Source organism: Kitasatospora sp. NBC_00458 (genome assembly GCF_036013975.1).
Lineage (GTDB): Bacteria > Actinomycetota > Actinomycetes > Streptomycetales > Streptomycetaceae > Kitasatospora.
The window spans coordinates 5,731,559-5,752,093 of the sequence record NZ_CP107904.1; the positions used below are offsets into that span (position 1 = coordinate 5,731,559).

Consider the following 20,535-nt stretch of genomic DNA (forward strand, 5'->3'; position numbering starts at 1 on the left):
CCGGGTTGACACGGTGTTGACTGGAGGGTGCCAGTGCGCTCGATCACACGGTCGGTCCGGTGACGGGCGGGTAACAGGTCAGTACATTGAGCGGCATCCTCACCTGGCCACGACGTGCGAAGGGGCCCGTCCCATGACCAACACCACCTCTGTGATCGTTGCCGGTGCACGGACCCCGATGGGTCGCCTGCTCGGTTCGCTCAAGGGCTTCTCCGGCGCCGAGCTCGGCGGCTTCGCGATCAAGGCGGCGCTGGAGCGGGCCGGTGTCACGGGCGACCAGGTCCAGTACGTGATCATGGGCCAGGTGCTGCAGGCCGGGGCCGGCCAGATCCCGGCCCGCCAGGCCGCCGTCGCCGCCGGGATCCCGCTGAGCGTCCCCGCGCTCACCATCAACAAGGTGTGCCTCTCCGGCCTGGACGCCATCGCGCTGGCCGACCAGCTGATCCGGGCCGGCGAGTTCGACATCGTGGTGGCCGGCGGCCAGGAGTCCATGACCAACGCCCCGCACCTGCTGCCGAAGTCCCGCGAGGGCTACAAGTACGGCGCGATCGAGCTGCTCGACTCGATGGCCCACGACGGCCTGACCGACGCCTACGAGAACATCCCGATGGGCGAGTCCACCGAGAAGCACAACGCCCGGCTGGGCATCCCGCGCGAGGTCCAGGACGAGATCGCGGCGGCCTCGCACCAGCGGGCCGCCAAGGCGCAGGCGGACGGCGTCTTCGACGCCGAGATCGTCCCGGTGCCCGTCCCGCAGCGCAAGGGCGAGCCGGTCCTGTTCAGCCAGGACGAGGGCATCCGCGCCGACACCACCGTCGAGGGCCTGGCCCGGCTGCGCCCGGCCTTCACCAAGGACGGCACCATCACCGCCGGCACCTCCTCGCAGATCTCCGACGGCGCCGCCGCCGTGGTCGTGATGAGCAGGGCCAAGGCGGAGGAGCTGGGCCTGGCCTGGATCGCCGAGATCGGCGCGCACGGCAACGTCGCGGGCCCGGACAACTCGCTGCAGTCGCAGCCGTCCAACGCGATCCGGCACGCCGTCGCCAAGGAGGGCATCGCCGTCGAGGACCTCGACCTGATCGAGATCAACGAGGCCTTCGCCGCCGTCGCCCACCAGTCGACCAAGGACCTGGGCGTCTCCCCGGAGATCGTCAACGTCAACGGCGGCGCGATCGCGCTCGGCCACCCGATCGGCATGTCCGGCGCCCGGGTGGTGCTGCACCTCGCGCTGGAGCTCCAGCGGCGCGGCGGCGGCCTCGGTGCGGCCGCGCTCTGCGGTGGCGGCGGCCAGGGCGACGCGCTGATCGTCCGGGTGCCCAAGGCCTGATCCGTCGCAGGAAACCCTCTCCGGGGCTGCGGACCGCCACAAGCGGGCCGCAGCCCTTCGGCGCAAGGAGCAGCTACCCATGATCGATGTGCCGACCCTGGTCGAGCAGGCCCGGCAGGGCCGTCCGCGGGCGGTGGCCCGACTGATCTCGCTGGTCGAGAACGCCGCACCCGAGCTGCGCGAGGTGATGGCCGCACTGGCGCCGCACACCGGGCGCGCCTACACCGTGGGCCTGACCGGCTCGCCCGGCGTGGGCAAGTCCACCTCCACCTCCGCGCTGGTCTCCGCCTACCGGCGGCTGGGCAAGCGGGTGGGGGTGCTGGCGGTCGACCCGTCCTCGCCGTTCTCCGGCGGTGCGCTGCTCGGGGACCGGGTCCGGATGCAGGACCACGCGACCGACCCCGAGGTGTTCATCCGCTCCATGGCCACCCGCGGCCACCTGGGCGGCCTGTCCTGGTCCGCCCCGCAGGCGCTGCGGGTGCTGGACGGGGCCGGCTGCGACGTCATCCTGGTCGAGACGGTCGGCGTCGGGCAGTCCGAGGTGGAGATCGCCGCCCAGGCCGACACCACCGTGGTGCTGCTCGCCCCCGGGATGGGCGACGGCATCCAGGCCGCCAAGGCCGGGATCCTGGAGATCGGTGACCTCTTCGTCGTCAACAAGGCCGACCGGGACGGCGCGGACGCCACCGCCCGGGAGCTGAACCACATGCTCGGCCTCGGCGAGGCGCGCGAGCCCGGGGCCTGGCGGCCGCCGATCGTGAAGACCGTCGCGGCCCGGGGCGAGGGCGTGGACGAGGTGGTCGAGGCGCTGGAGAAGCACCGCGCCTGGCTGGACGAGCACGGCGAGCTGGCCGTCCGGCGCCGCCGCCGGGCAGCCGAGGAGATCCAGGCGATCGCCCTGGCCGCCCTCCGTGCCCGGATCGGCGACCTGCACGGGGACCGGCACCTGGCGAGCCTGGCCGAGCGGGTGGTGGCCGGCGAACTGGACCCGTACGGCGCGGCCGACCGCCTGGTCGCGGGCCTCACCGCGGCCTGACCGGCGAGGAGCGGGCGGGCGAGGAACGGGCCGTCGAGGAGCGGGCCGGCGGGCGGGCGGGTCCCGGCGCCGCCCGCCCCGGCCGCTCACCGGACCGGGCGGGCGGACGGGGTCAGGACCGGCCGCGCAGGCCGCGCAGGTGCTCGGCGACCGGGGCCAGTGCCTCGTACATCGCGTCCAGCTGCTCGGGCGTGAAGCGGTCGATGAAGTGCGCCCGGACGCTGCGGACGTGGTCCGGGGCGACCTGCTGCATGGTCTCCCAGCCCTGTTCGGTGAGGTGGGCGTAGAGGCCGCGGCGGTCGCCCGGACACTCCTGGCGCAGCACCAGGCCGGCGTTCTCCATGCGGGTGATCTGGTGCGAGAGCCGGCTCTTGGACTGGAGGGTCGCGGTGGCGAGGTCGGTCATCCGCATCCGCCGGTCGGGGGCCTCGGAGAGCACGACGAGGATCTCGTAGTCGTTGATCGCCATGTTGTGCGGCTGGAGCTCGCGTCCGAGCTGGTAGTCGAGCAGCTTGGCGACCTCCAGATGGGCGCGCCACAACCGCTGCTCCCGGGCGGTCAGCCAGGGGGTCTCCTCCTCGGGGCCCGCGGGCTGCGAGGAGGAGACGTCGGCCGGGGCGATCGTGTGCGTGTCCATGGGGCCAGCATACCGCAATTAGTTCAATGTTGTACGAATTTACCGGCGTTCACGGAGCCGGCCGCACGGATCCGGCCACGGGGGCCGCGGGGCTCAGAGCCCGAAGCGCCGCCCTAGATCGCCCAGGTTACCGAGGCCCGGCACGTTCACGTTCGGCAGCTGGCCGCCGTGGCCGGAGGCGTGCTGCGACGGCACCCCGCCCATCGGCACGCCCGCCTCGGCGTGCACCTGGCCGACCGCGCGCTCGGCCATCAGCACCTCGGTCGACTGCAGCAGCACCTGGCCGGCGCCGATGAACTCGAACTGGTGCTCCTCGCCGGACGCCCCGCCCATCCCGGTGAGCCGGCGGATGCCGCCGATCACGCCGTGCATGTAGTCATGGTCGTAGTGGTGGCACGGCGCCGGGCAGTCCGCCCAGCCGACCAGCGCCTGCGGGTCCACCCGGATCGGCGGCTCGACGAAGTGCACCGGCCCGTTGGAGGCGGCGACGAACTTGCCGCTGCCGATCAGGGTGAGGAACCCGGGGATGATCGACTGCTTGAGCCGCAGGGTGGGCTCGTACGCCAGGAGGTTGCCCGAGCGGACCGTCAGGTTCCCCTCCTCCAGGTCGTAGGAGTTGAGGTCGAAGGCGCGGTCGGCCAGCAGCAGCTTGCCCCGGCCCTCGGCGACCACCCAGTCCGCCGCGTGCATCGGCGAGTTGAAGTGCTGCCCGAGCATCCGGTCGATCGCCCCGGCGCCGACGCCCTTGAAGGAGATGTCGCCGTAGTAGGCGATCATCTTGCCCTTCTGCAGGAAGTACGAGCCGTTGAGGTCGACCGAGAAGGCGTACGGGTTGACGTTGTCGTTGACCGGCAGGCTGTGCGCGTCGTGCACCACCGGGCCGGAGCCGTCCTGGGCCTTCGGCAGCGGGGCCTGCGCGCCGCCGTACTGCTCCTGGGCGTACTGCTGCGGCGGCTGGGCCGGGTAGCCCTGCGGCGGGGGCGGCGGGTAGCCCTGCTGGGGGTAGCCCTGCTGCGGATACCCCTGCTGCGGGTAGCCCTGCGGGGGCTGCTGCGGGTACGGCTGGCCGGGCTGCGGGTAGCCGGGCGGGGGCTGCTGCTGGGGGTAGCCGGGCTGGGTGGGCTGGCCGTACGGGTCCTGCCCGTACGGGGGCTGCGGCGGGTAGGACATCAGAGCTTCTCCTCGCTCGCCTGCACGTACACCGTTCCGTGCCCGGACAGCTCCAGCTGGAACGCCTCGCCGGAGCCGCGCCCGATCATGTCGCGCCACCCGAGCGCGGTGGACAGCTTGTTCTGGACCTGGCCGCGGTGCGCGACGTAGGCCTGCGGGTCGACGTGCACCGGCTGGTTCGGCGTGATCGGCAGCTCGAAGACGCCGCCGTGCGCCATCACCGCCACCGCGCCGTGGCCGTCCAGCTTGGTGGTGAACAGGCCCTGCCCGGTCACCTGGCCGCGGACCATGCCCATCACGCCGCCCTGCGAGCCCATGAACATGGTGGACTGCTGGAGCGAGCCCTCGAAGGCCAGCAGCCGGTCCGCCTCGACGTACAGGGTGTCGCCGGTGAGGTCGATCACGTGGACGTGGTGGCCGCCGTGGCCGAACATCACGCTGCCCTGGCCCTCGACGGTCATCAGCGGGGTGTCCTCGTTGGCCACCCGGCGGCCGATCATCGACATGACCCCGCCCTGCCCGCCGGTGATGTTCGGCGTGAACCGGACCTCGCCGGTGTACGCGAGCATCGCGCCGCGCTGGCTGAACAGCCGCTGACCGGGGACGACCATCGCCTCGATCATCTTGTTGTTGATCTTCGTGAAGGCCATCAGACGTCGCCCCCGACGGTCAGCTTCTCGGACGGCTGCACGTAGACCAGGCCCTCTCCGGAGAACTCCACCTGGACGGCCTCGCCGCCGCCCTCGCCGATGAAGGTGCTCCAGCCGGCGCCCGACTTGATGGAGCGGCTGAGGTTGCCGGTGTGCGCCACGTACGCGCCGGGGTCGACCCGCAGCGGCATCCCCTGGGAGACCCGGAGGATGATCGCCGGTCCCTTGGAGGTGACCGCGGCCCAGCCGTGGCCCTCGACCTTGGTGGTGAACAGGCCGTTGCCGGAGGAGACGCCGTTCAGACCGGTGAAGCTGGTGCCGGTCTTCAGCGTCCCCTCGGTGCAGAGGAGGTTGTCGGATTCGACGTACAGCGTCTCGCCGTTGAGCCGCACGAGATTGATCTCGGTGGCCCGGTCGGCGAAGTAGCAGGTGCCCTGTCCCTTCACCTCCATGACCACCATCTGCTCGCCGGTCAGCCGGCGGGTCACCATGCCCCGCAGGCCGTCGCCGCCGCCGCTGAGCTTCTTGAAGCCCATCTGGCCGGTGTACGCGACCATAGAGCCGTTTCTGGCCTTCACGGCGTCGCCCGTCATGTCGACGGCGAGCACCTTGGACCCCTGGAGTCGAAACTGTGCCACGGCCGCAATGTAGCGGTCGGCGGCCCGGCCCGGGGAGGGGGCGCGGCTGTTCTGGTACGCGTCTGGGACAAACCGGGGGCTCCGGCTCCGGTCCGGGCACCCCGGGCGCGGGTCCGGACGTGTGCTCGGTGATAATGGGGCGGATGCTTGTGAGCCGGTTCACAAGCGATCTCCGACCCCGCATCGAGGTACCCATCGTGAACAGCAGCGCCGTCCACCGCCTGCGCCTGGTCTCCGGCCCCGAAGGGGTCTCCTTCCTCCTGCTGCTGCTGTGCTCGGTGCTGAAGCGCACCACCAGCTTCAACGGGGTGCCGGTGATGGGCATGATCCACGGGATCCTCTTCATCCTGTACGTGGTCTTCTGGATCATGGCCTGGCAGTCGCAGAAGTGGGACGTCAAGCGCGGCGCCGTGCTGTTCGTCCTCTCGGTGCTGCCCGGCGGCGGCTTCGTCGCCGAGCGGATGCTCGCCAAGGAGGAGCGCGACGGCGCGCCGGCCGCGAAGGCGGTCGCCGCGGACGCCGCCGCCTGACGGCGACCGCCGTCCGACGACCTCCGACGACCTCCGACGGCGCCCGGCTCCGCGGCCAGCGCCGTGGGCACGCCGACAGGCTGCCGGGGCCCCCTCTCCCAGTGGGCCCCGGCAGCCTGTCGCTTTTCCGGGAGTGGTCCGGCGGTGACTAGTTGACGTTCACCGCGCTCCAGGCGGCGGCCACGGTGTTGTACTCCACGCTGCCGGCGCCGTAGAGGTCCTTGGCGGCGTTCAGGGTGCCGGTGCGGGCGCCCTTGTAGTTGGTGCTGGAGGTGAAGTAGGTGGTCAGGGCCTTGTACCAGATCGCCCCGGCCTTGGCCCGGCCGATGCCGGTGATGGTGGAGCCGTTGGAGGTCGGGCTGTTGTAGCTGACGCCGTTGATCACCTTGGCGCCGCTGCCCTCCGAGAGCAGGTAGAAGAAGTGGTTGGCGACGCCCGAGGAGTAGTGGACGTCGATGCTGCCGATGCCGGAGTACCAGGAGTCCTTGGACGAGCCGTCCTTGGAGGGCTTGTCCAGGTAGCGCAGCGGCTGGCCGTTGCCGAAGATGTTGATCTTCTCGCCGATGAGGTAGTCCGGCACGTCGACCGGCAGGTTGGCGTACCACTCGACCAGGGTGCCGAAGATGTCCGAGGTGGCCTCGTTGAGGCCGCCGGACTCGCCGGAGTAGGTCAGGTTGGCCGTGGCGGAGGTGACGCCGTGGCTCATCTCGTGGCCCGCCACGTCGATGGCGGTCAGCGGGTTGCTGTTGCCGGTGCCGTCGCCGTAGGTCATGCAGAAGCAGGCGTCCTGCCAGAAGGCGTTGACGTAGGCGTTGCCGTAGTGGACCCGGTTGCTGGCGCCGACGCCGTTGTTCTTGATGCCGCTGCGGCCGAAGGTGTTCTTGTAGTAGTCCCAGGTCGCGCCGGTGCCGAACTGCGCGTCGACCGCGGCCGACTGCGGGTCGGACGCCAGGCCGTTGCCCCAGATGTTGTCCGCGTCGGTGAAGATGGCGTTGCCGTTCTTGGCGTTGCCGGTCCACTGGTTGCCGCGGGTGGGGTCCTTGAGCTGGTAGGTGGAGCCGCTCTGGGTGGTGTTCAGGCTGACCGAACCGACGTGGACGCCCTTGCCGGAGCCGAGGACGGTCTGCACCTCCTCGTGCGTGGAGAGCACCTTGCCGGTGGCGGCGTCGGTGACCAGCCGCTGGCTGCTCGGCGTGCCGTCGGCCCGCTCGCCGTGGACCACGGTCTGGTAGGCGAGGCGCGGGCTGCCGTCGCCCGCCCAGACGACCAGGGTGGGCGTGCCGGCGCCGTCGACCCGGCTGACCGGGACCTCGTCCGCGTCGGCGGCGATGCCGACGGTGGCCCGGACCGAGTCGACCGCCTGGGTGGAGGCCGTGCCGGAGGAGAGCGCGGGGGTGAGGCTCGGCACCGAGAGCCGGCCCTCGAAGGCCCGGTCGACGGAGGTGATCGTGCCGTTGGCCTTCTGGTGGACGACCAGGTCGCCGCCGAGGACCGGCAGGCCGGCGAAGGTCCGGTCGTAGCGCAGGTGGCGGGTGCCGTTGGCGTCGACGATGACGTCCTTGGCGACCAGCGCCTCCTGGCCGCCGAGCGCGAGCGCCTTGGCGACCGGCGCGGCCTGCTGGCCGGCCAGGGCGATCAGGGCCTCGCGCTGCTGGACCGGCGCGGACGGCGCGGCCTGGGCGGGGGCGGCGGCGACCTGGATGGCGCCGGCCAGCAGGACGGCGGCGGAGAGTGCGGCGCCGGCTGTCAGCTTTCGCTTCACGTACGGGGTTCCTTCCACGAAACCGCGGGTGCGCGGTCACGCCGCGTACCGGGGCGCCGGGGTTGGCGCCGTGGGGCGGTAGGGCGCTGACGTGCTGTCCCGTGCGGTCTGGCGGTCCGTCGATGGGTGGGGGCGACGGCCGCCCGACGGGGCGTGGTCAGAAGCATGACAATGCAGGTGGTGAAAGGACAGGGTGCCGAGGGCTATTGGCCAGGTCTCGCCAAGGTCGGTAGGGCTGATGACGGAGTGTCGGATGTCCTGGTTCGCGGCATTCGCGCCCTTGGCGTGTTCCCGCCATCGGCGGGCCCTTGCCGACCCCGCACGCCGTTGCTACGCGCGCCCGGGGGAACGGGCGCGCGTCCGCCGCCGGGCCGCCGGGGCGCCGGACGGCCGCACCGGCGGCCCGGCGCACCGGCGCGGGAACGCCGGACGCCCGGGGCCTCCCCTCCCAGTGAGGACCCCGGGCGTCCGGCGTGCGGGCGTCAGTTGACGTTGACGCCGCTCCACGCCGCCGCCACCGCGTTGTACTCGGCGCTGCCGGCGCCGTAGAGGTCCTTGGCGGCGCTCAGGGTGCCGGTGCGGGCGCCCTTGTAGTCGGTGGTGGAGGTGAAGTAGACCGTCAGCGCGCGGTACCAGACCGCCGCGGCCTTGGTGCGGCCGATGCCGGTCAGCGTCGAGCCGTTGGAGGTCGGGCTGCTGTAGCCGACGCCGTTGATCACCTTGGCGCCGCTGCCCTCGGCCAGCAGGTAGAAGAAGTGGTTGGCGACGCCGGACGAGTAGTGCACGTCCAGGTTGCCGACGCCCGAGTACCAGGAGTCGGCCGAGCCGCCGTCCTTGGAGGGCTTGTCCATGTAGCGCAGCGGCGTGCCGTCGCCGTTGATGTCGATCTCCTCGCCGATCAGGTAGTCCGGCTTGTCGGAGGGGAGGTTGGCGGACCACTCGACCATGGTGCCGAAGATGTCCGAGGTGGCCTCGTTGAGGCCGCCGGACTCGCCCGAGTAGTTGAGGCCGGCGGTGGCCGAGGTGACGCCGTGGGTCATCTCGTGGCCGGCGACGTCGAGCTCGGTCAGCGGGTGGGTGTTGCCGTCGCCGTCGCCGTAGGTCATGCAGAAGCAGGAGTCGTTCCAGAAGGCGTTGACGTAGTTCCTGCCGTAGTGGACCCGGCTGGTGGCGCCGACGCCGTTGTTCTTGATGCCGTTGCGGCCGAAGCTGTTCTTGTAGTAGTCCCAGGTGGCCGCCGCGCCGAACTGCGCGTCCACCGCGGCCGACTGGCGGTTGGCGGCGGTGCCGTCGCCCCACTTGTTGTCGGCGTCGGTGAACAGCGTGCCCGAGCCGGAGGTCTTGCCCTTGAGGTCGCTGGTGGACTGGCCGCCGCGGGAGGCGTCCTTCAGCGAGTAGCCGCCGGTCGCGGTCGAGGTGGTCAGCGGGACGCCGCCGACGAAGACGCCGGTGCCGGTGCCGGTGGCGGTCTGCACCTGCTCGTGGCTGGAGAGCACCTCGCCGGAGGCGGCGTCGGTGACCAGCAGCAGGCTGCTCGGGGTGCCGTCGGCGCGGACGCCCTCGACGGTGGTCCGGTAGGCCAGGCGCGGGTTGCCGTCGGCGGCCCAGACGACCAGCTGGGCGGCGCCGGCCTGGTGGACCTCGGCCAGCGGGGACTCGTCCTTGTCGGCGGCGATGCCGACGGTGGACTGCACCGCGCCGGAGGCCTGCGAGGCCGCCTTGTCGGCGGGGATCGCCGGGGTCAGGCTGGGCACCGAGATCCGCGCGGCGACGGCCTTGTCGACCGCCTTCACCGCGCCGTCGGACGCCTGGTGCACCACCAGGTCGCCGCCGAGCACGGGCAGGCCGGCGAAGGTGCGCTCGAAGCGGAGGTGGCGGGTGCCGTCGGCGTCCACCACGGCGTCCTTGGCGACCAGCGTCTCCTGGCCGCCCAGTGCGAGCGCCTTGGCCAGCGGGCCGGACTGACCGCCCGCCAGCGCGATCAGGCCGGCGCGCTGCTGCGCGGCCTGCGCCTGGGCCGACGGGGTCGGGGTGGCCTGGGCGGCGGTGCCCACCTGGATGACGCCGGTGAGGAGGGCGGTGGCGGAGAGTACGGCGCCGGCTGCGAGCTTTCGCTTCACGTACAGGTCCTTCCGGAGAAACCGCGTGTGCGCGGGCGCGCCTCGTCCCGGGGCGCCGGGGCGGTGCCTTAGGGGCGGAACGGGCGCTGACGTGCTGCTCCGTGCGGTCCACGGCGGTCACCGGTGAGTGGGGCGGTGATCACCGAACGGGGCTGGCCGAAAGCATGACAATCCAACTAGTGAAATGACAGGTCTGCTTCATTGATTGGCCAGGTCTCGCCAGGGCGGCGGATCATGAACGGGGTGACAAAAGGGGTGAATCGCCCGGCCTTGCAGCGGGTTACCGTCCGAACCGAGGCCTGGTACCGGGCCGGGCGCCGGTTCGCGCGCCAACCTTCGCCCCCCGTGGCCCTGTTGGCGGTGGTTCACATCCGCGCAATGTCCTGGTCCGTACCTGGTTGCCCGGTTGGCGTGATCCCGCCACGTGTCGCACTTGTCCACCATCAGGACGCCTGGTAGCACCAGCCCCACCCGCCGGTACGGTAAGGACGTGGCAAAGCCCCTCGCACTCGACTTCGACCCGATCGCCCGCGCCGACGAGCTGTGGGCCCGCCGCTGGGGCGCCGTGCCCTCGATGGCGGCGATCACCTCGATCATGCGCGCCCACCAGATCCTGCTGTCCCGGGTGGACGCGGTCCTCAAGCCGTACGGTCTGACCTTCGCCCGCTACGAGGCGCTGGTGCTGCTCACCTTCAGCCGGACCGGCGAGCTCTCGCTCTCCAAGATCGGCGAGCGGCTGATGGTCCACCCGACCAGCGTCACCAACACCGTCGACCGCCTGGAGCGGGCCGGCCTGGTCGCCCGCCGCCCCAATCCGCTGGACGGCCGCGGCGTGCTCGCCGCGATCACCGGCCGGGGCCGCGAGGTCGTCGAGGGGGCCACCCGGGGGCTGATGTCGGTGGAGTTCGGCCTGGAGGAGTACGACGCCGACCAGTGCCGCGAGGTGTTCGACCTGCTCCGGCCGCTGCGGGTGGCGGCCGGCGATTTCACCGAGCCGGAGGCCGAGGGGCCTGCGCGGGACGGGGCGTGAGGACGGTTACCCTCGTGGGAGCGGTGCGCGGAACCGGGCGTACCCCCCGATCCTGCCGAGCGAGGCGAATGTAGTGACGAAGGCGACCCCCCTGCTGGGCTGGTACCGGGCCCTGGCGATTGCGACCGGCGCGGCCCTGCTGGTGTTCTGCGGCTTCATGGTGGCGAAGTACGGCTTCCACGCGGCCGAGGACGTCACCACGTACGTGGCCATGCTGCACGGCTACCTCTACATCGGGTACTTCGTGGTGACCTTCCTGCTCGGCCAGAAGCTCAAGTGGCCGCTGGGCCGGATGGTCCTCACGCTGGCCGCCGGCTGCATCCCGTTCGCCTCCTTCGTCGCCGAGCGCCGGGTGGTCGCCGAGGCCGCGGAGAAGCTGCCGTCCGGTGACGCGGCCCGCCAGCCCGCCGGCGTCTGATCCCGGATGTTCCGCAGGGCATCCTCCCCCGCAGGGGAGGGTGCCCTTTCGCCTGCCGGGCCGCTTCCGGCCCGGGCCCCGCCCGCGGACCGGCCGGATCCTCCGAATGTCGCCCCGGGCGTCCGTCGACAAGTACTAGGACGTCCGAGTAAATTGGTAGGACGTCCTAACAGCTGTGCCGCCCGCTGGTGTGGCGGCCGTACGGAGCGGAGTTCGGGGTCATGGACGCCGAGGAGATCGAGCGCGGACGTCAGCGCTGGCAGCAGCGGTACGACCGCGCCCGCAAGCGGGACGCGGACTTCACCACCCTCTCCGGGGACGAGGTCGAGCCCGTCTACGGGCCGGCCCCCGGGCAGGCCTACGAGGGGTTCGAGCGGATCGGCTGGCCGGGCGAGTACCCGTACACCCGCGGCCTGCACCCGACCGGCTACCGCGGCCGGACCTGGACCATCCGCCAGTTCGCCGGCTTCGGCAACGCCCAGCAGACCAACGAGCGGTACCGGATGATCCTGGACTCCGGCGGCGGCGGCCTCTCGGTCGCCTTCGACATGCCGACCCTGATGGGCTACGACTCCGACGACGCCAAGTCGCTCGGCGAGGTCGGCCACTGCGGCGTGGCCATCGACTCGGCCGCCGACATGGAGGTGCTGTTCGGCGGCATCCCGCTGGGCGAGGTCACCACCTCGATGACCATCAGCGGCCCGGCCGTCCCGGTCTTCTGCATGTACCTCGTCGCCGCCGAGCGCCAGGGCGTCGACCCGGCCGTGCTCAACGGCACCCTGCAGACCGACATCTTCAAGGAGTACATCGCCCAGAAGGAGTGGCTCTTCGCCCCCGAGCCGCACCTGCGCCTGATCGGCGACCTGATGGAGTACTGCGCCAAGGGCATCCCGGCGTACAAGCCGCTCTCGGTCTCCGGCTACCACATCCGCGAGGCCGGGGCGACGGCCGCGCAGGAGCTGGCGTACACGCTGGCCGACGGCTTCGGCTACGTCGAGCTGGGCCTCTCCCGCGGCCTGGACGTGGACGTCTTCGCGCCCGGCCTCTCCTTCTTCTTCGACGCGCACCTGGACTTCTTCGAGGAGATCGCCAAGTTCCGGGCCGCCCGGCGGATCTGGGCCCGCTGGATGCGCGACCGGTTCGGCGCGAAGACCGACAAGGCGCAGTGGCTGCGGTTCCACACCCAGACCGCCGGCGTCTCGCTCACCGCCCAGCAGCCGTACAACAACGTCGTCCGCACCGCGGTCGAGGCGCTCTCGGCGGTGCTCGGCGGCACCAACTCGCTGCACACCAACGCGCTGGACGAGACCCTCGCACTGCCCTCCGAGCAGGCCGCCGAGATCGCCCTGCGCACCCAGCAGGTGCTGATGGAGGAGACCGGCGTCACCAACGTGGCCGACCCGCTGGGCGGTTCCTGGTACGTCGAGGCGCTCACCGACCGGATCGAGCAGCAGGCCGAGGAGATCTTCCGGAAGATCCTCGACAAGGGCCGGGACGACCACGAGATCGGCCCGATCACCTCCGGCATCCTGCGCGGCATCGAGGACGGCTGGTTCACCGGCGAGATCGCCGAGGCGGCCTTCCAGTACCAGCAGGGGGTGGAGAAGGGGGAGAAGCGCGTCGTCGGCGTCAACTGCCACCCGCGCAGCGTCACCCCCGAGCTGGAGATCCTGCGGGTCAGCCACGAGGTGGAGCGCGAGCAGGTGCGGGTGCTGCGCGAGCGCAAGGCGGCCCGGGACGAGGCCGCGGTCCGGGCCGGGCTGGACGCGATGCTGGCCGCCGCGCGGTCCGGCGAGTCGATGATCCCGCCGATGCTGGACGCGGTGCGGGCCGAGGCGACCCTGGGCGAGATCTGCAACGCCCTGCGCGACGAGTGGGGGATCTACCGGGAGACCGCCCGGTTCTGACCCCGGTCCGCCGTGCCGAGCCGCCCCGCACCTCCGTGTGCGGGGCGGCTCTCCGGCGTCCGGGCGTCCGGGCGTCCGCCAGGCCGGTCGGCCGGGGCGGCCGGTCAGGGCGCCAGCAGGCTCGGGAACGGTCCGAGCAGCAGGTTGGTGAACCGCCTGGTCCACTCGACGGTGATCGGCTCGCCGCTGACCAGCACCCGGTGCTCGACGGTTCCGGCGATGGTGTCGAAGATGATGTCGATCTCCTCGCCGGCGGTCGTCTCGTCGCAGTCCGGGGCCAGCTCGCCGCGGGCCTGGGCGGCGGCCCGGCCCTGCCGGACCAGCCGCTTCTGGGGGTCGACGATCGCCTCCCGGATCCGCCGGCGCAGCTGCCGGTCCCGGGTGCCCTCGGCGAACAGGGCGAGCAGTGCCGCCTGCGTCTCCGGCCGGGCCAAGAGGTCGGCGAACTGGGCGACCACGGCCTCGATGTCGGCCCGCAGGCTGCCCAGGTCGGGCATCACGAGTTCGTCGAAGAGGCTGGCGACGGCGTCCACCACCAGCTCGTTCTTGGACGGCCAGCGCCGGTACAGGGTGGTCTTGGCGACGCCGGCGCGGGTGGCGACGTGGCCCATGGTGAGCCCGCCCCAGCCGAGGTCGGCGAGGGTCTCGCGGGTGGCGTCCAGGATGGCGCGGTCGGCGGCCGCGCTGCGCGGTCGGCCCTTGGCGCGGGCGACGGCGCCGTCGGGGCTCTCCGGGGCTTGCGGGGCCGGGGCTCGCGGGGGCTCGGCCGGGCGGACCAGGTGCGCCGGGGTCACGGGGGGCTGGGGGGCCGGCACCGGGCCTCCTTGCGATTTACCGGTTGGTAACTTGGGTGGGGCTGGTAACGGTAGCGACTTCATCGTGTCCAGGTCAGCCTGGCCGTGCCGGAAAGTGGGGCAGCTCACGTTGCGGGAGTGCCGGTGGGGGTTGCGGCGGGTGCCCTCGGTCCAGTTACGCTACGACTCGTAGCGAAAGCTGGTGACAACCAGGCGCCGCGAACCCCGTGGGACGGGGGCGGCGCGGGTGCGGATGGGGATCCGCGCCAACGGTTCAGGCTATCGGGGATGGGTTCTCCGCTCGGGGAATCGAGGCTGCGCAGCCCGCGCGGGTCGGTTTTCCGGGAGGTTGGTGCCCGCGGGCGGTGCGGACGGGGGAGGATGGTGCCATGCAGCCACGGAATTCGCGTCCCAACAGCTCCGCCCTGCGCGGTGCGGTCGACCTCGCCGCAGTGAAGGCAGCCGGCGAGGCTGCCCAGAAGGCCGAGCAGGCCAGGGCCGAGCGGGCCCGCCAGGCGGCCGCCGCCGAGGAGTCGGGCATCGCGCCGGCCTCGCCCGGCTACCAGCTCGTCATCGACGTCACCGAGGACACCTTCGAGACCGAGGTCGTCCAGCGCTCCACCGAGGTGCCGGTCGTCATCGACTTCTGGGCCGAGTGGTGCGGTCCCTGCAAGCAGCTCAGCCCGATCCTGGAGCGACTGGCCGAGGAGTACGCCGGCCGGATCGTGCTCGCCAAGATCGACGTCGACGGCAACCAGCTGATCGCCCAGCAGTTCGGCATCCAGGGCATCCCGGCCGTGATGGCCGTGGTGGCCGGCCAGCTCGTGCCGCTCTTCCAGGGCGCCGAGAACGAGGCCAACGTCCGCAAGGTGCTGGACCAGCTGATCCTCGTCGCCGAGCAGCGCTTCGGCATCGTCGGCGGCAGCGGTCTGCCGGGCACCGGCGGCGAGCCGGACGAGGCGCCGCGCCGCCCCGAGGACCCGGCGCTGGCCGCGGCCCACGACGCGCTGGACCGGGGCGACCTGGCCGGTGCCATCCAGGCGTACGAGAACGTGCTGGCCGACCAGCCGGGCAACGCCGAGGCCAAGCTCGGCCTGGCCCAGGCGGAGCTGCTCCGCCGGGTCGAGGGCCTGGACCTCCAGGAGGTCCGGGCGGCCGCGGCCGCGGACCCGAAGGACGTCGAGGCGCAGCTGCGGGCGGCCGACCTGGACCTGGTCGGCGGGCACGTCGAGGACGCCTTCGGGCGGCTGGTGGGCACCGTGGGCAGGACCTTCGGCGAGGAGCGGAACGTCGTGCGGGTCCGGCTGCTGGAGCTGTTCGAGGTCATCGGCACCGAGGACCCGCGGGTCACGGCGGCCCGCCAGGCGCTGGCCCGGGTGCTCTTCTGAGGCCCTGTCCTCCGGGCCTCGCCGGACGGGCCTCCGGGCCCCGGTCCGGCACGGCGGACGGCCTGCGGTGCCGCTGGTGATTTGGCGACAATCCGGTCATCGCGTCTGAGGTTTACCAAATCTTGACAACACCCGTGGACGGTCACGACATGTGACCGTCCACGGGTGTTTCACTGATGTTTCCGGGGGATTTCGCCGTCACGATTCCTTCAATTCGTCACGCTGCGTGTTCGTGTGACGGATTTCATGATCCACGCCGTTGGATGTTGGATTACCCGTCAGTAATGAACCTCTTGTGCTTCGCCCGGTATTCGAGCAGCATCGGCACGCCCGGTCCCCACGCTCCAACTCCCGGCAGCCGGTCGGCGAGAGCGGAACAGGGGATCCCCACCGGGCAGCCGACGGCCCCGGCCGCCGGCATGAAGGCAGGGGGGTATCCGCGGTCCCACGGCGGTTCCTGTCCTTCGTCAGGCCGCGCTGCCCGCGCGGTCACTGGTTGTCGCTCGGGGGGATCGACCGTGTCGCCACGGCGCTCTCCGCTACCGAGGACGTAGCTCTCTCCCATCCCAGGCCCCCACCGTGCGTGACGCACCGCAGGGGAGCCGGAGATGTACGTCCAGAAGGAGGACACGCATGTCCCAGACCCACGGCAAGACCCGCTGGAAGCGCTTCGCCCTGGTGATGGTGCCGAGCATCGCCGCCACCGCGATGGTCGGCGTCTCGATTGCCAACAGCGCGCTCGCGGCGTCGTTCAGCGTCTCCGGCCAGCAGTTCAAGGTGAAGACGACGTACCTGAAGGGCAGCAACTTCGCCCAGTTCGGTGCGGTCGACATCGAGGCGAACGGCACGCCGCACCCGGTCGCGGTGTCGGCCTTCGACGATGCCGAGATCCACAACCTCTGCCAGTCGGTGGTGACCGACCTGTCGAAGCTCGGCCTCGGCAAGATCACCCTCCAGCTGAACGCCGGCAACAACGAGAAGAAGCCGGTCACCGCGCACAACCTGCTGATCGACCTGGAGCAGCTGGACGCCGACGCGACCTTCACCGACATCAACATCGGCCAGGACGCCTCCACCCTCACCGGTTCGGCGACCCAGGGCTGGAAGGGCCACCCGGCGCTGAAGGAGGCCGGCGCGAAGCTCCCGACCGGCGCCCTCGGCTTCTCCCAGGCGGCGAAGGAGGCCGTGCTGACGGACGTCAAGCAGACCGCGCGCGCCACCTCGGCCGGCACCTTCGTGCTCAACGGCCTGAGCCTCAAGCTCAAGGGCGGCGACGGCCCGAACAACGAGTGCTTCTGAGCCTCGCCTGACGGCGTGCCGGTCGGCACGCCGGAGTGACGGGTCTTCCCGGGGCCGGGAACGGCGGGCAGCCGCCGTTCCCGGCCCGACACCACTTGTTCTCCCTCGTAGAGACATCGAGGAGCTGCACCATGTCCAGCGCAACGGCCGAACCCCGGCCCGAACACCGGAACCCGGCCGGGTGGCTCTGGCGGAGCTTCCGGGAATTCCGCCGCACCAGGCCCTTCTGGGGCGGCCTGCTGGCCATGGTCGCCGGCGGCCCGATCCTGTACTTCCCCTACGCGCACCTGTCGTTGGGCGGCGTGACCATCGCGATGTCCACCACGGCGGGCGCCGGTTCGCTGATCATCGGCGTGCTGCTGATCCTGCTCGGGTTCACCGCCTGGTTCCAGCCCGCCGTGCGGATCTTCGCCGGCGTCGCCACCACGCTGCTCACCCTCGTCTCGATCCCGGTCTCGAACCTGGCCGGCTTCGGCATGGCCCTGCTGCCCGGGCTCATCGGCGGCGGGCTGATGATGGCCTGGGCGCCGGTGCCGCAGGCGGTCGAGACGGCCGAGACGGTGGAGACGGCCGAGGAGTACCGGGCGGCGGAGACGGCCGGAGCCGCCGAAGCCGTGGACCCGGCCGCCGCCGAGGCCGCCACCGCGCGGATCCCGGCCGTGCCCGCCCAGGGCGAGCCCCCGGCCGAGGACACCGCCCCGTCCGCCGCCGGGGGAACCGTCCCGCAGCAGGCCGGTGAGCCCAAGGAGGTGCGGTGACCGCGCCCGACGAGCAGCGGACCGACCCGTCCGCCGCCCCGGCACCGCGCTCCGGGCGGCACGCCGCGCCCCGGACGCCGGTCCGGATCCGCCTGCGCGGCCGCGCGCTGGCGATGGCCGCGGTGCCGACCGCCCTGTTGATGGCCGCCGCCTACACGCCGGGCTCGGCGATCGCCGAGACCTCGGCGAGCAAGCCGTGCGCCACCGCCCCGGACGCCGTGCCGCTGCCGCCGAAGGTGGCCGAGACGCCCGTCCCGAAGAGCGAGCTGCCGCCGCCGATCCCCGGCCCGTCCGTGCCGCTCCCCGAGGAGCCGGCCCCGACGGCCGACCCGACCGGCACCGCGCCCCCGACGGCCGCGCCGACGACCGCACCGACCGGCGCCGGACCCTCGGCCGTGCCGACGGCCGTGCCGACGAGCGGGGCGCCGGCCGCCAAGCCGTCGACGACGCCGCCGGCCGCACCGACGACCGCGCCGGCCGCGCAGGCCGGAGCGGCCGGCACCGCCGCCGGGGTCTCCCGGGCCGGGCTGATCGACGACGTCGTCGACGGCATCACCGGCCTGTTCCGCCCGGGCGGCTCGCCGAGCCCGACCGCGGCCCCGTCCGCCGGCGTCCACGCGGTGGCCCCGGCCGCCCCGGCGCCCTCGTCGGCGGCGCCCGCCCCGGGCACCCAGGACCCCGCCACCGCGGCCCCGGCCACCCAGGCCCCGGCACCGACGACCGCACCGACGACCGCATCGGCCGCCCAGGCCCCGGCGACCGGCACGCCGTCCGCCGGGCCCGCGGCCGAGCCGCCCGGCACGCCGTCCGCCAAGCCCTCGTCCAAGCCGTCCGCCAAGCCCTCCGCGAGTCCCAAGGCGGGCTCCTCGCCGTCGGCCGCCACGAAGGACCCGGCGGCTGGGTCCCCGACCCCCTCCGGCTCGGCCCCGGCCACGCCGACCAAGGACCCCAACTGCCTGGTCGACACCAAGGCCCTCAACCCGGCCGGGAAGCCGGCGGACAACGCGATCCTCGTCCCGGACCAGAACTGGACCCTCCAGACCACCCGGCTGGCGCTGAACCACGCGGTGCTGCTGGGCGTGGTCAACGTCCAGACCCCGACCGGCACCAAGCGGGTGCTGAAGTTCGAGGTCGGCAGCGTCGACATCGAGAACCTCCACATGTCGACGCTGGAGGGCAACGACCGCACCTTCCACGTCAAGGGCGCGCCGGGCTCGGTCTCGACCATGCGCAGCGGCCCGGTCACCATGTACGTGGAGCGGCTCTCCGGCCACCTGTCCAAGGTGCTCGGCCTGCCGATCCCGATCGACCTGGGCGAGCTGACCCTCACGCCGGACGGGCCGCTGCCGCAGTGGCTGTACGACCTGATCGGTCAGCTCCAGCTGCCGCTGTGGCTGGAACTGACCGGCGTCACCGCGGTGCAGGCCGGCCAGTTCGGCGGCACCCTGACGATCCCCGGCATGAAGCTCTACAACGACCAGGAGCCCTACCCCGGCAACGCGAAGTAGGCCCGGCCGAGAACGCCCGTGGGGCGGCCCCTCCGATGCGGAGGGACCGCCCCACGGGCGTCGTGCGTGCGGGCTACTTGTCGCCGCGGGTACCGAGGTGGTGCACCTGGACCATGTTGGTGTTGCCGGGGATCCCGGGCGGGGAGCCGGCCGTGACGATGACGGTGTCGCCCTCGGTCAGCTCGCCGATGCGGAGCAGCTCGCCGTCGACCTGGGCCACCATGGCGTCGGTCGAGCCGACCTGCTCGGTGACGTGGGCCTCGACGCCCCAGCTCAGCGAGAGCTGGTTGCGGGTGGCGTTGTCCGGGGTGAACGCGATCACCGGGATCGGCGAGCGGTACCGGGAGAGCCGGCGCGCGGTGTCACCGGACTTGGTGAACGCGACCAGCGCCTTGCCGTTCAGGAAGTCGCCCAGCTCGCACGCGGCGCGGGCGATCGAGCCGCCCTGGGTGCGCGGCTTGCGGCCCGGGTTGAGCGGCTGGAGGCCCTGGGAGAGCAGCTCCTCCTCGGCCTTCTCGCAGATCCGGCTCATGGTGCGGACGGTCTCGATCGGGTACTTGCCGACGCTGGACTCGGCGGAGAGCATGACCGCGTCGGTGCCGTCCAGGATGGCGTTGGCGACGTCGGACACCTCGGCGCGGGTCGGGCGCGAGGCGTGGATCATCGACTCCATCATCTGGGTGGCGACGATGACGGGCTTGGCGTTCCGGCGGGCCAGCGTGATGAGCTGCTTCTGGACCAGCGGCACCCGCTCCAGCGGGTACTCGACGGCCAGGTCGCCGCGGGCGACCATGATGGCGTCGAAGGCGAGGACGATCTCCTCCATGGCCTCGACGGCCTGCGGCTTCTCGATCTTGGCGATGACCGGCACCCGGATGCCGACCGCGTCCATGACCTCGTGGACGTCCTTGACGTCGGCCGCGTTGCGGACGAAGGAGAGGGCGACCATGTCGACGCCCAGTTCGAGGGCGAAGCGCAGGTCCTCCTTGTCCTTCTCGGACAGGGCGGGCACGTTGACGGCCGCGCCGGGGAGGTTGATGCCCTTGTTGTTCGAGAGCACGCCGCCCTCGACGACCACGGTCCTCACCCGCGGGCCGTCGACGCTGACGACCTCCAGGGCGATGACGCCGTCGTTGATCAGGATCGGGTCGCCCGGCTTGACGTCGCCGGGCAGGCCCTTGTAGGTGGTCCCGCAGATGTGCTGGTCGCCCGGGACGTCCTCGGTGGTGATGGTGAACTCGTCGCCGTTGTCGACGGTCACCGGGCCGTTGGCGAAGGTCGCCAGACGGATCTTGGGACCCTGGAGGTCGGCCAGGACGCCGATGGCCTTGCCGGTGTCCTCCGAGACCTGGCGGACCTTGCGGTACCGCTCCTCGTGGTCCGCGTGGGTGCCGTGGCTCATGTTCAGTCGGGCGACGTTCATGCCCGCCTCGACGATGGCCTTCAGCTGTTCGTAGGAGTCCGTGGCCGGACCCAGGGTGCAGACAATTTTCGCTCGGCGCATATCGATCAGTCTATCCGTTCGTGTTATGGGTGCATTCGGCCCGAATCGAGAGGAATCGC

18 protein-coding genes are annotated in these 20,535 nt (G+C 72.1%); 10 read left to right on the forward strand and 8 right to left on the reverse strand.

Features of this window, described 5'->3' with window-relative positions:
* The first annotated feature begins 133 nt into the window (after positions 1-133).
* Together OG550_RS23940 and meaB are read left to right on the forward strand one after the other, a co-directional pair.
* Positions 134-1,327 (forward strand): acetyl-CoA C-acetyltransferase, encoded by a 1,194-nt coding sequence (locus tag OG550_RS23940; protein WP_327680767.1) that lies wholly within the window; start codon positions 134-136, stop codon positions 1,325-1,327.
* A gap of 79 nt (positions 1,328-1,406) precedes the next feature.
* Positions 1,407-2,363 carry a methylmalonyl Co-A mutase-associated GTPase MeaB gene (meaB, locus tag OG550_RS23945; RefSeq protein ID WP_327680769.1) on the forward strand — a complete coding sequence of 319 codons (957 nt, stop codon included), beginning with the start codon at positions 1,407-1,409 and terminating at the stop codon, positions 2,361-2,363.
* Between the two features lie 112 nt (positions 2,364-2,475).
* Here the strand turns inward: meaB and OG550_RS23950 are convergent, their stop codons facing one another.
* From OG550_RS23950 to OG550_RS23965, 4 genes are all read right to left on the reverse strand, one after another.
* The gene (locus OG550_RS23950; protein WP_327680770.1) at positions 2,476-3,000 is read right to left on the reverse strand and encodes a MarR family winged helix-turn-helix transcriptional regulator; all 525 of its coding nucleotides are present in this window, start codon (positions 2,998-3,000) and stop codon (positions 2,476-2,478) included.
* Between the two features lie 93 nt (positions 3,001-3,093).
* Positions 3,094-3,906, reverse strand: a complete 813-nt coding sequence (locus OG550_RS23955; protein WP_327684096.1) for an AIM24 family protein — start codon at positions 3,904-3,906, stop codon at positions 3,094-3,096.
* Positions 3,907-4,169: 263 nt separating this feature from the next.
* Positions 4,170-4,820, reverse strand: a complete 651-nt coding sequence (locus OG550_RS23960; RefSeq protein ID WP_327680771.1) for an AIM24 family protein — start codon at positions 4,818-4,820, stop codon at positions 4,170-4,172.
* Entirely contained in the window at positions 4,820-5,458 is a 639-nt protein-coding gene (locus OG550_RS23965; protein WP_327680773.1) for an AIM24 family protein, read from the reverse strand. Before OG550_RS23965 ends, OG550_RS23960 begins: the two co-directional genes overlap by 1 nt.
* 143 nt (positions 5,459-5,601) lie before the next feature.
* Here OG550_RS23965 and OG550_RS23970 point away from each other — a divergent pair, with 143 nt between their 5' ends.
* Positions 5,602-5,988 (forward strand): DUF3817 domain-containing protein, encoded by a 387-nt coding sequence (locus OG550_RS23970; RefSeq protein WP_327680775.1) that lies wholly within the window; start codon positions 5,602-5,604, stop codon positions 5,986-5,988.
* 148 nt (positions 5,989-6,136) lie between these two features.
* Here the strand turns inward: OG550_RS23970 and OG550_RS23975 are convergent, their stop codons facing one another.
* Both OG550_RS23975 and OG550_RS23980 read right to left on the reverse strand, forming a co-directional pair.
* Positions 6,137-7,750, reverse strand: a complete 1,614-nt coding sequence (locus tag OG550_RS23975) for a M4 family metallopeptidase (RefSeq protein ID WP_327680777.1) — start codon at positions 7,748-7,750, stop codon at positions 6,137-6,139.
* A 482-nt stretch (positions 7,751-8,232) separates the two neighbouring features.
* The gene (locus tag OG550_RS23980; protein WP_327680779.1) at positions 8,233-9,870 is read right to left on the reverse strand and encodes a M4 family metallopeptidase; all 1,638 of its coding nucleotides are present in this window, start codon (positions 9,868-9,870) and stop codon (positions 8,233-8,235) included.
* A 490-nt stretch (positions 9,871-10,360) separates the two neighbouring features.
* Between OG550_RS23980 and OG550_RS23985 the strand changes: the two genes are divergently transcribed.
* The 3 genes from OG550_RS23985 to OG550_RS23995 all read left to right on the forward strand — a co-directional run bounded on the left by OG550_RS23985 (position 10,361) and on the right by OG550_RS23995 (position 13,225).
* Positions 10,361-10,900 (forward strand): MarR family winged helix-turn-helix transcriptional regulator, encoded by a 540-nt coding sequence (locus OG550_RS23985; protein ID WP_327680781.1) that lies wholly within the window; start codon positions 10,361-10,363, stop codon positions 10,898-10,900.
* 73 nt (positions 10,901-10,973) lie between these two features.
* Positions 10,974-11,318: a DUF3817 domain-containing protein gene (locus OG550_RS23990; RefSeq protein WP_327680783.1), complete on the forward strand. Its 345-nt coding sequence runs from the start codon at positions 10,974-10,976 to the stop codon at positions 11,316-11,318.
* A 221-nt stretch (positions 11,319-11,539) separates the two neighbouring features.
* Positions 11,540-13,225 carry an acyl-CoA mutase large subunit family protein gene (locus OG550_RS23995; RefSeq protein WP_327680785.1) on the forward strand — a complete coding sequence of 562 codons (1,686 nt, stop codon included), beginning with the start codon at positions 11,540-11,542 and terminating at the stop codon, positions 13,223-13,225.
* Positions 13,226-13,329: 104 nt separating this feature from the next.
* Here the strand turns inward: OG550_RS23995 and OG550_RS24000 are convergent, their stop codons facing one another.
* A complete protein-coding gene (locus tag OG550_RS24000; protein WP_327680786.1) occupies positions 13,330-14,040 on the reverse strand; it encodes a TetR/AcrR family transcriptional regulator in 711 nt (236 codons plus the stop codon).
* A gap of 368 nt (positions 14,041-14,408) precedes the next feature.
* Here OG550_RS24000 and OG550_RS24005 point away from each other — a divergent pair, with 368 nt between their 5' ends.
* From OG550_RS24005 to OG550_RS24020, 4 genes are all read left to right on the forward strand, one after another.
* On the forward strand, positions 14,409-15,407 hold the full coding sequence (locus OG550_RS24005; protein ID WP_327680788.1) for a tetratricopeptide repeat protein: 999 nt from the start codon (positions 14,409-14,411) through the stop codon (positions 15,405-15,407).
* 633 nt (positions 15,408-16,040) lie between these two features.
* Positions 16,041-16,706: a DUF6230 family protein gene (locus tag OG550_RS24010; protein WP_327680790.1), complete on the forward strand. Its 666-nt coding sequence runs from the start codon at positions 16,041-16,043 to the stop codon at positions 16,704-16,706.
* A 131-nt stretch (positions 16,707-16,837) separates the two neighbouring features.
* Entirely contained in the window at positions 16,838-17,464 is a 627-nt protein-coding gene (locus tag OG550_RS24015; RefSeq protein ID WP_327680793.1) for a DUF6114 domain-containing protein, read from the forward strand.
* Positions 17,461-18,972 carry a hypothetical protein gene (locus OG550_RS24020; protein ID WP_327680795.1) on the forward strand — a complete coding sequence of 504 codons (1,512 nt, stop codon included), beginning with the start codon at positions 17,461-17,463 and terminating at the stop codon, positions 18,970-18,972. Before OG550_RS24015 ends, OG550_RS24020 begins: the two co-directional genes overlap by 4 nt.
* Before the next feature lie 73 nt (positions 18,973-19,045).
* Here OG550_RS24020 and pyk read toward each other — a convergent pair whose 3' ends face one another.
* On the reverse strand, positions 19,046-20,476 hold the full coding sequence (gene pyk / locus OG550_RS24025; protein WP_327680797.1) for a pyruvate kinase: 1,431 nt from the start codon (positions 20,474-20,476) through the stop codon (positions 19,046-19,048).
* Positions 20,477-20,535 lie beyond the last annotated feature (59 nt).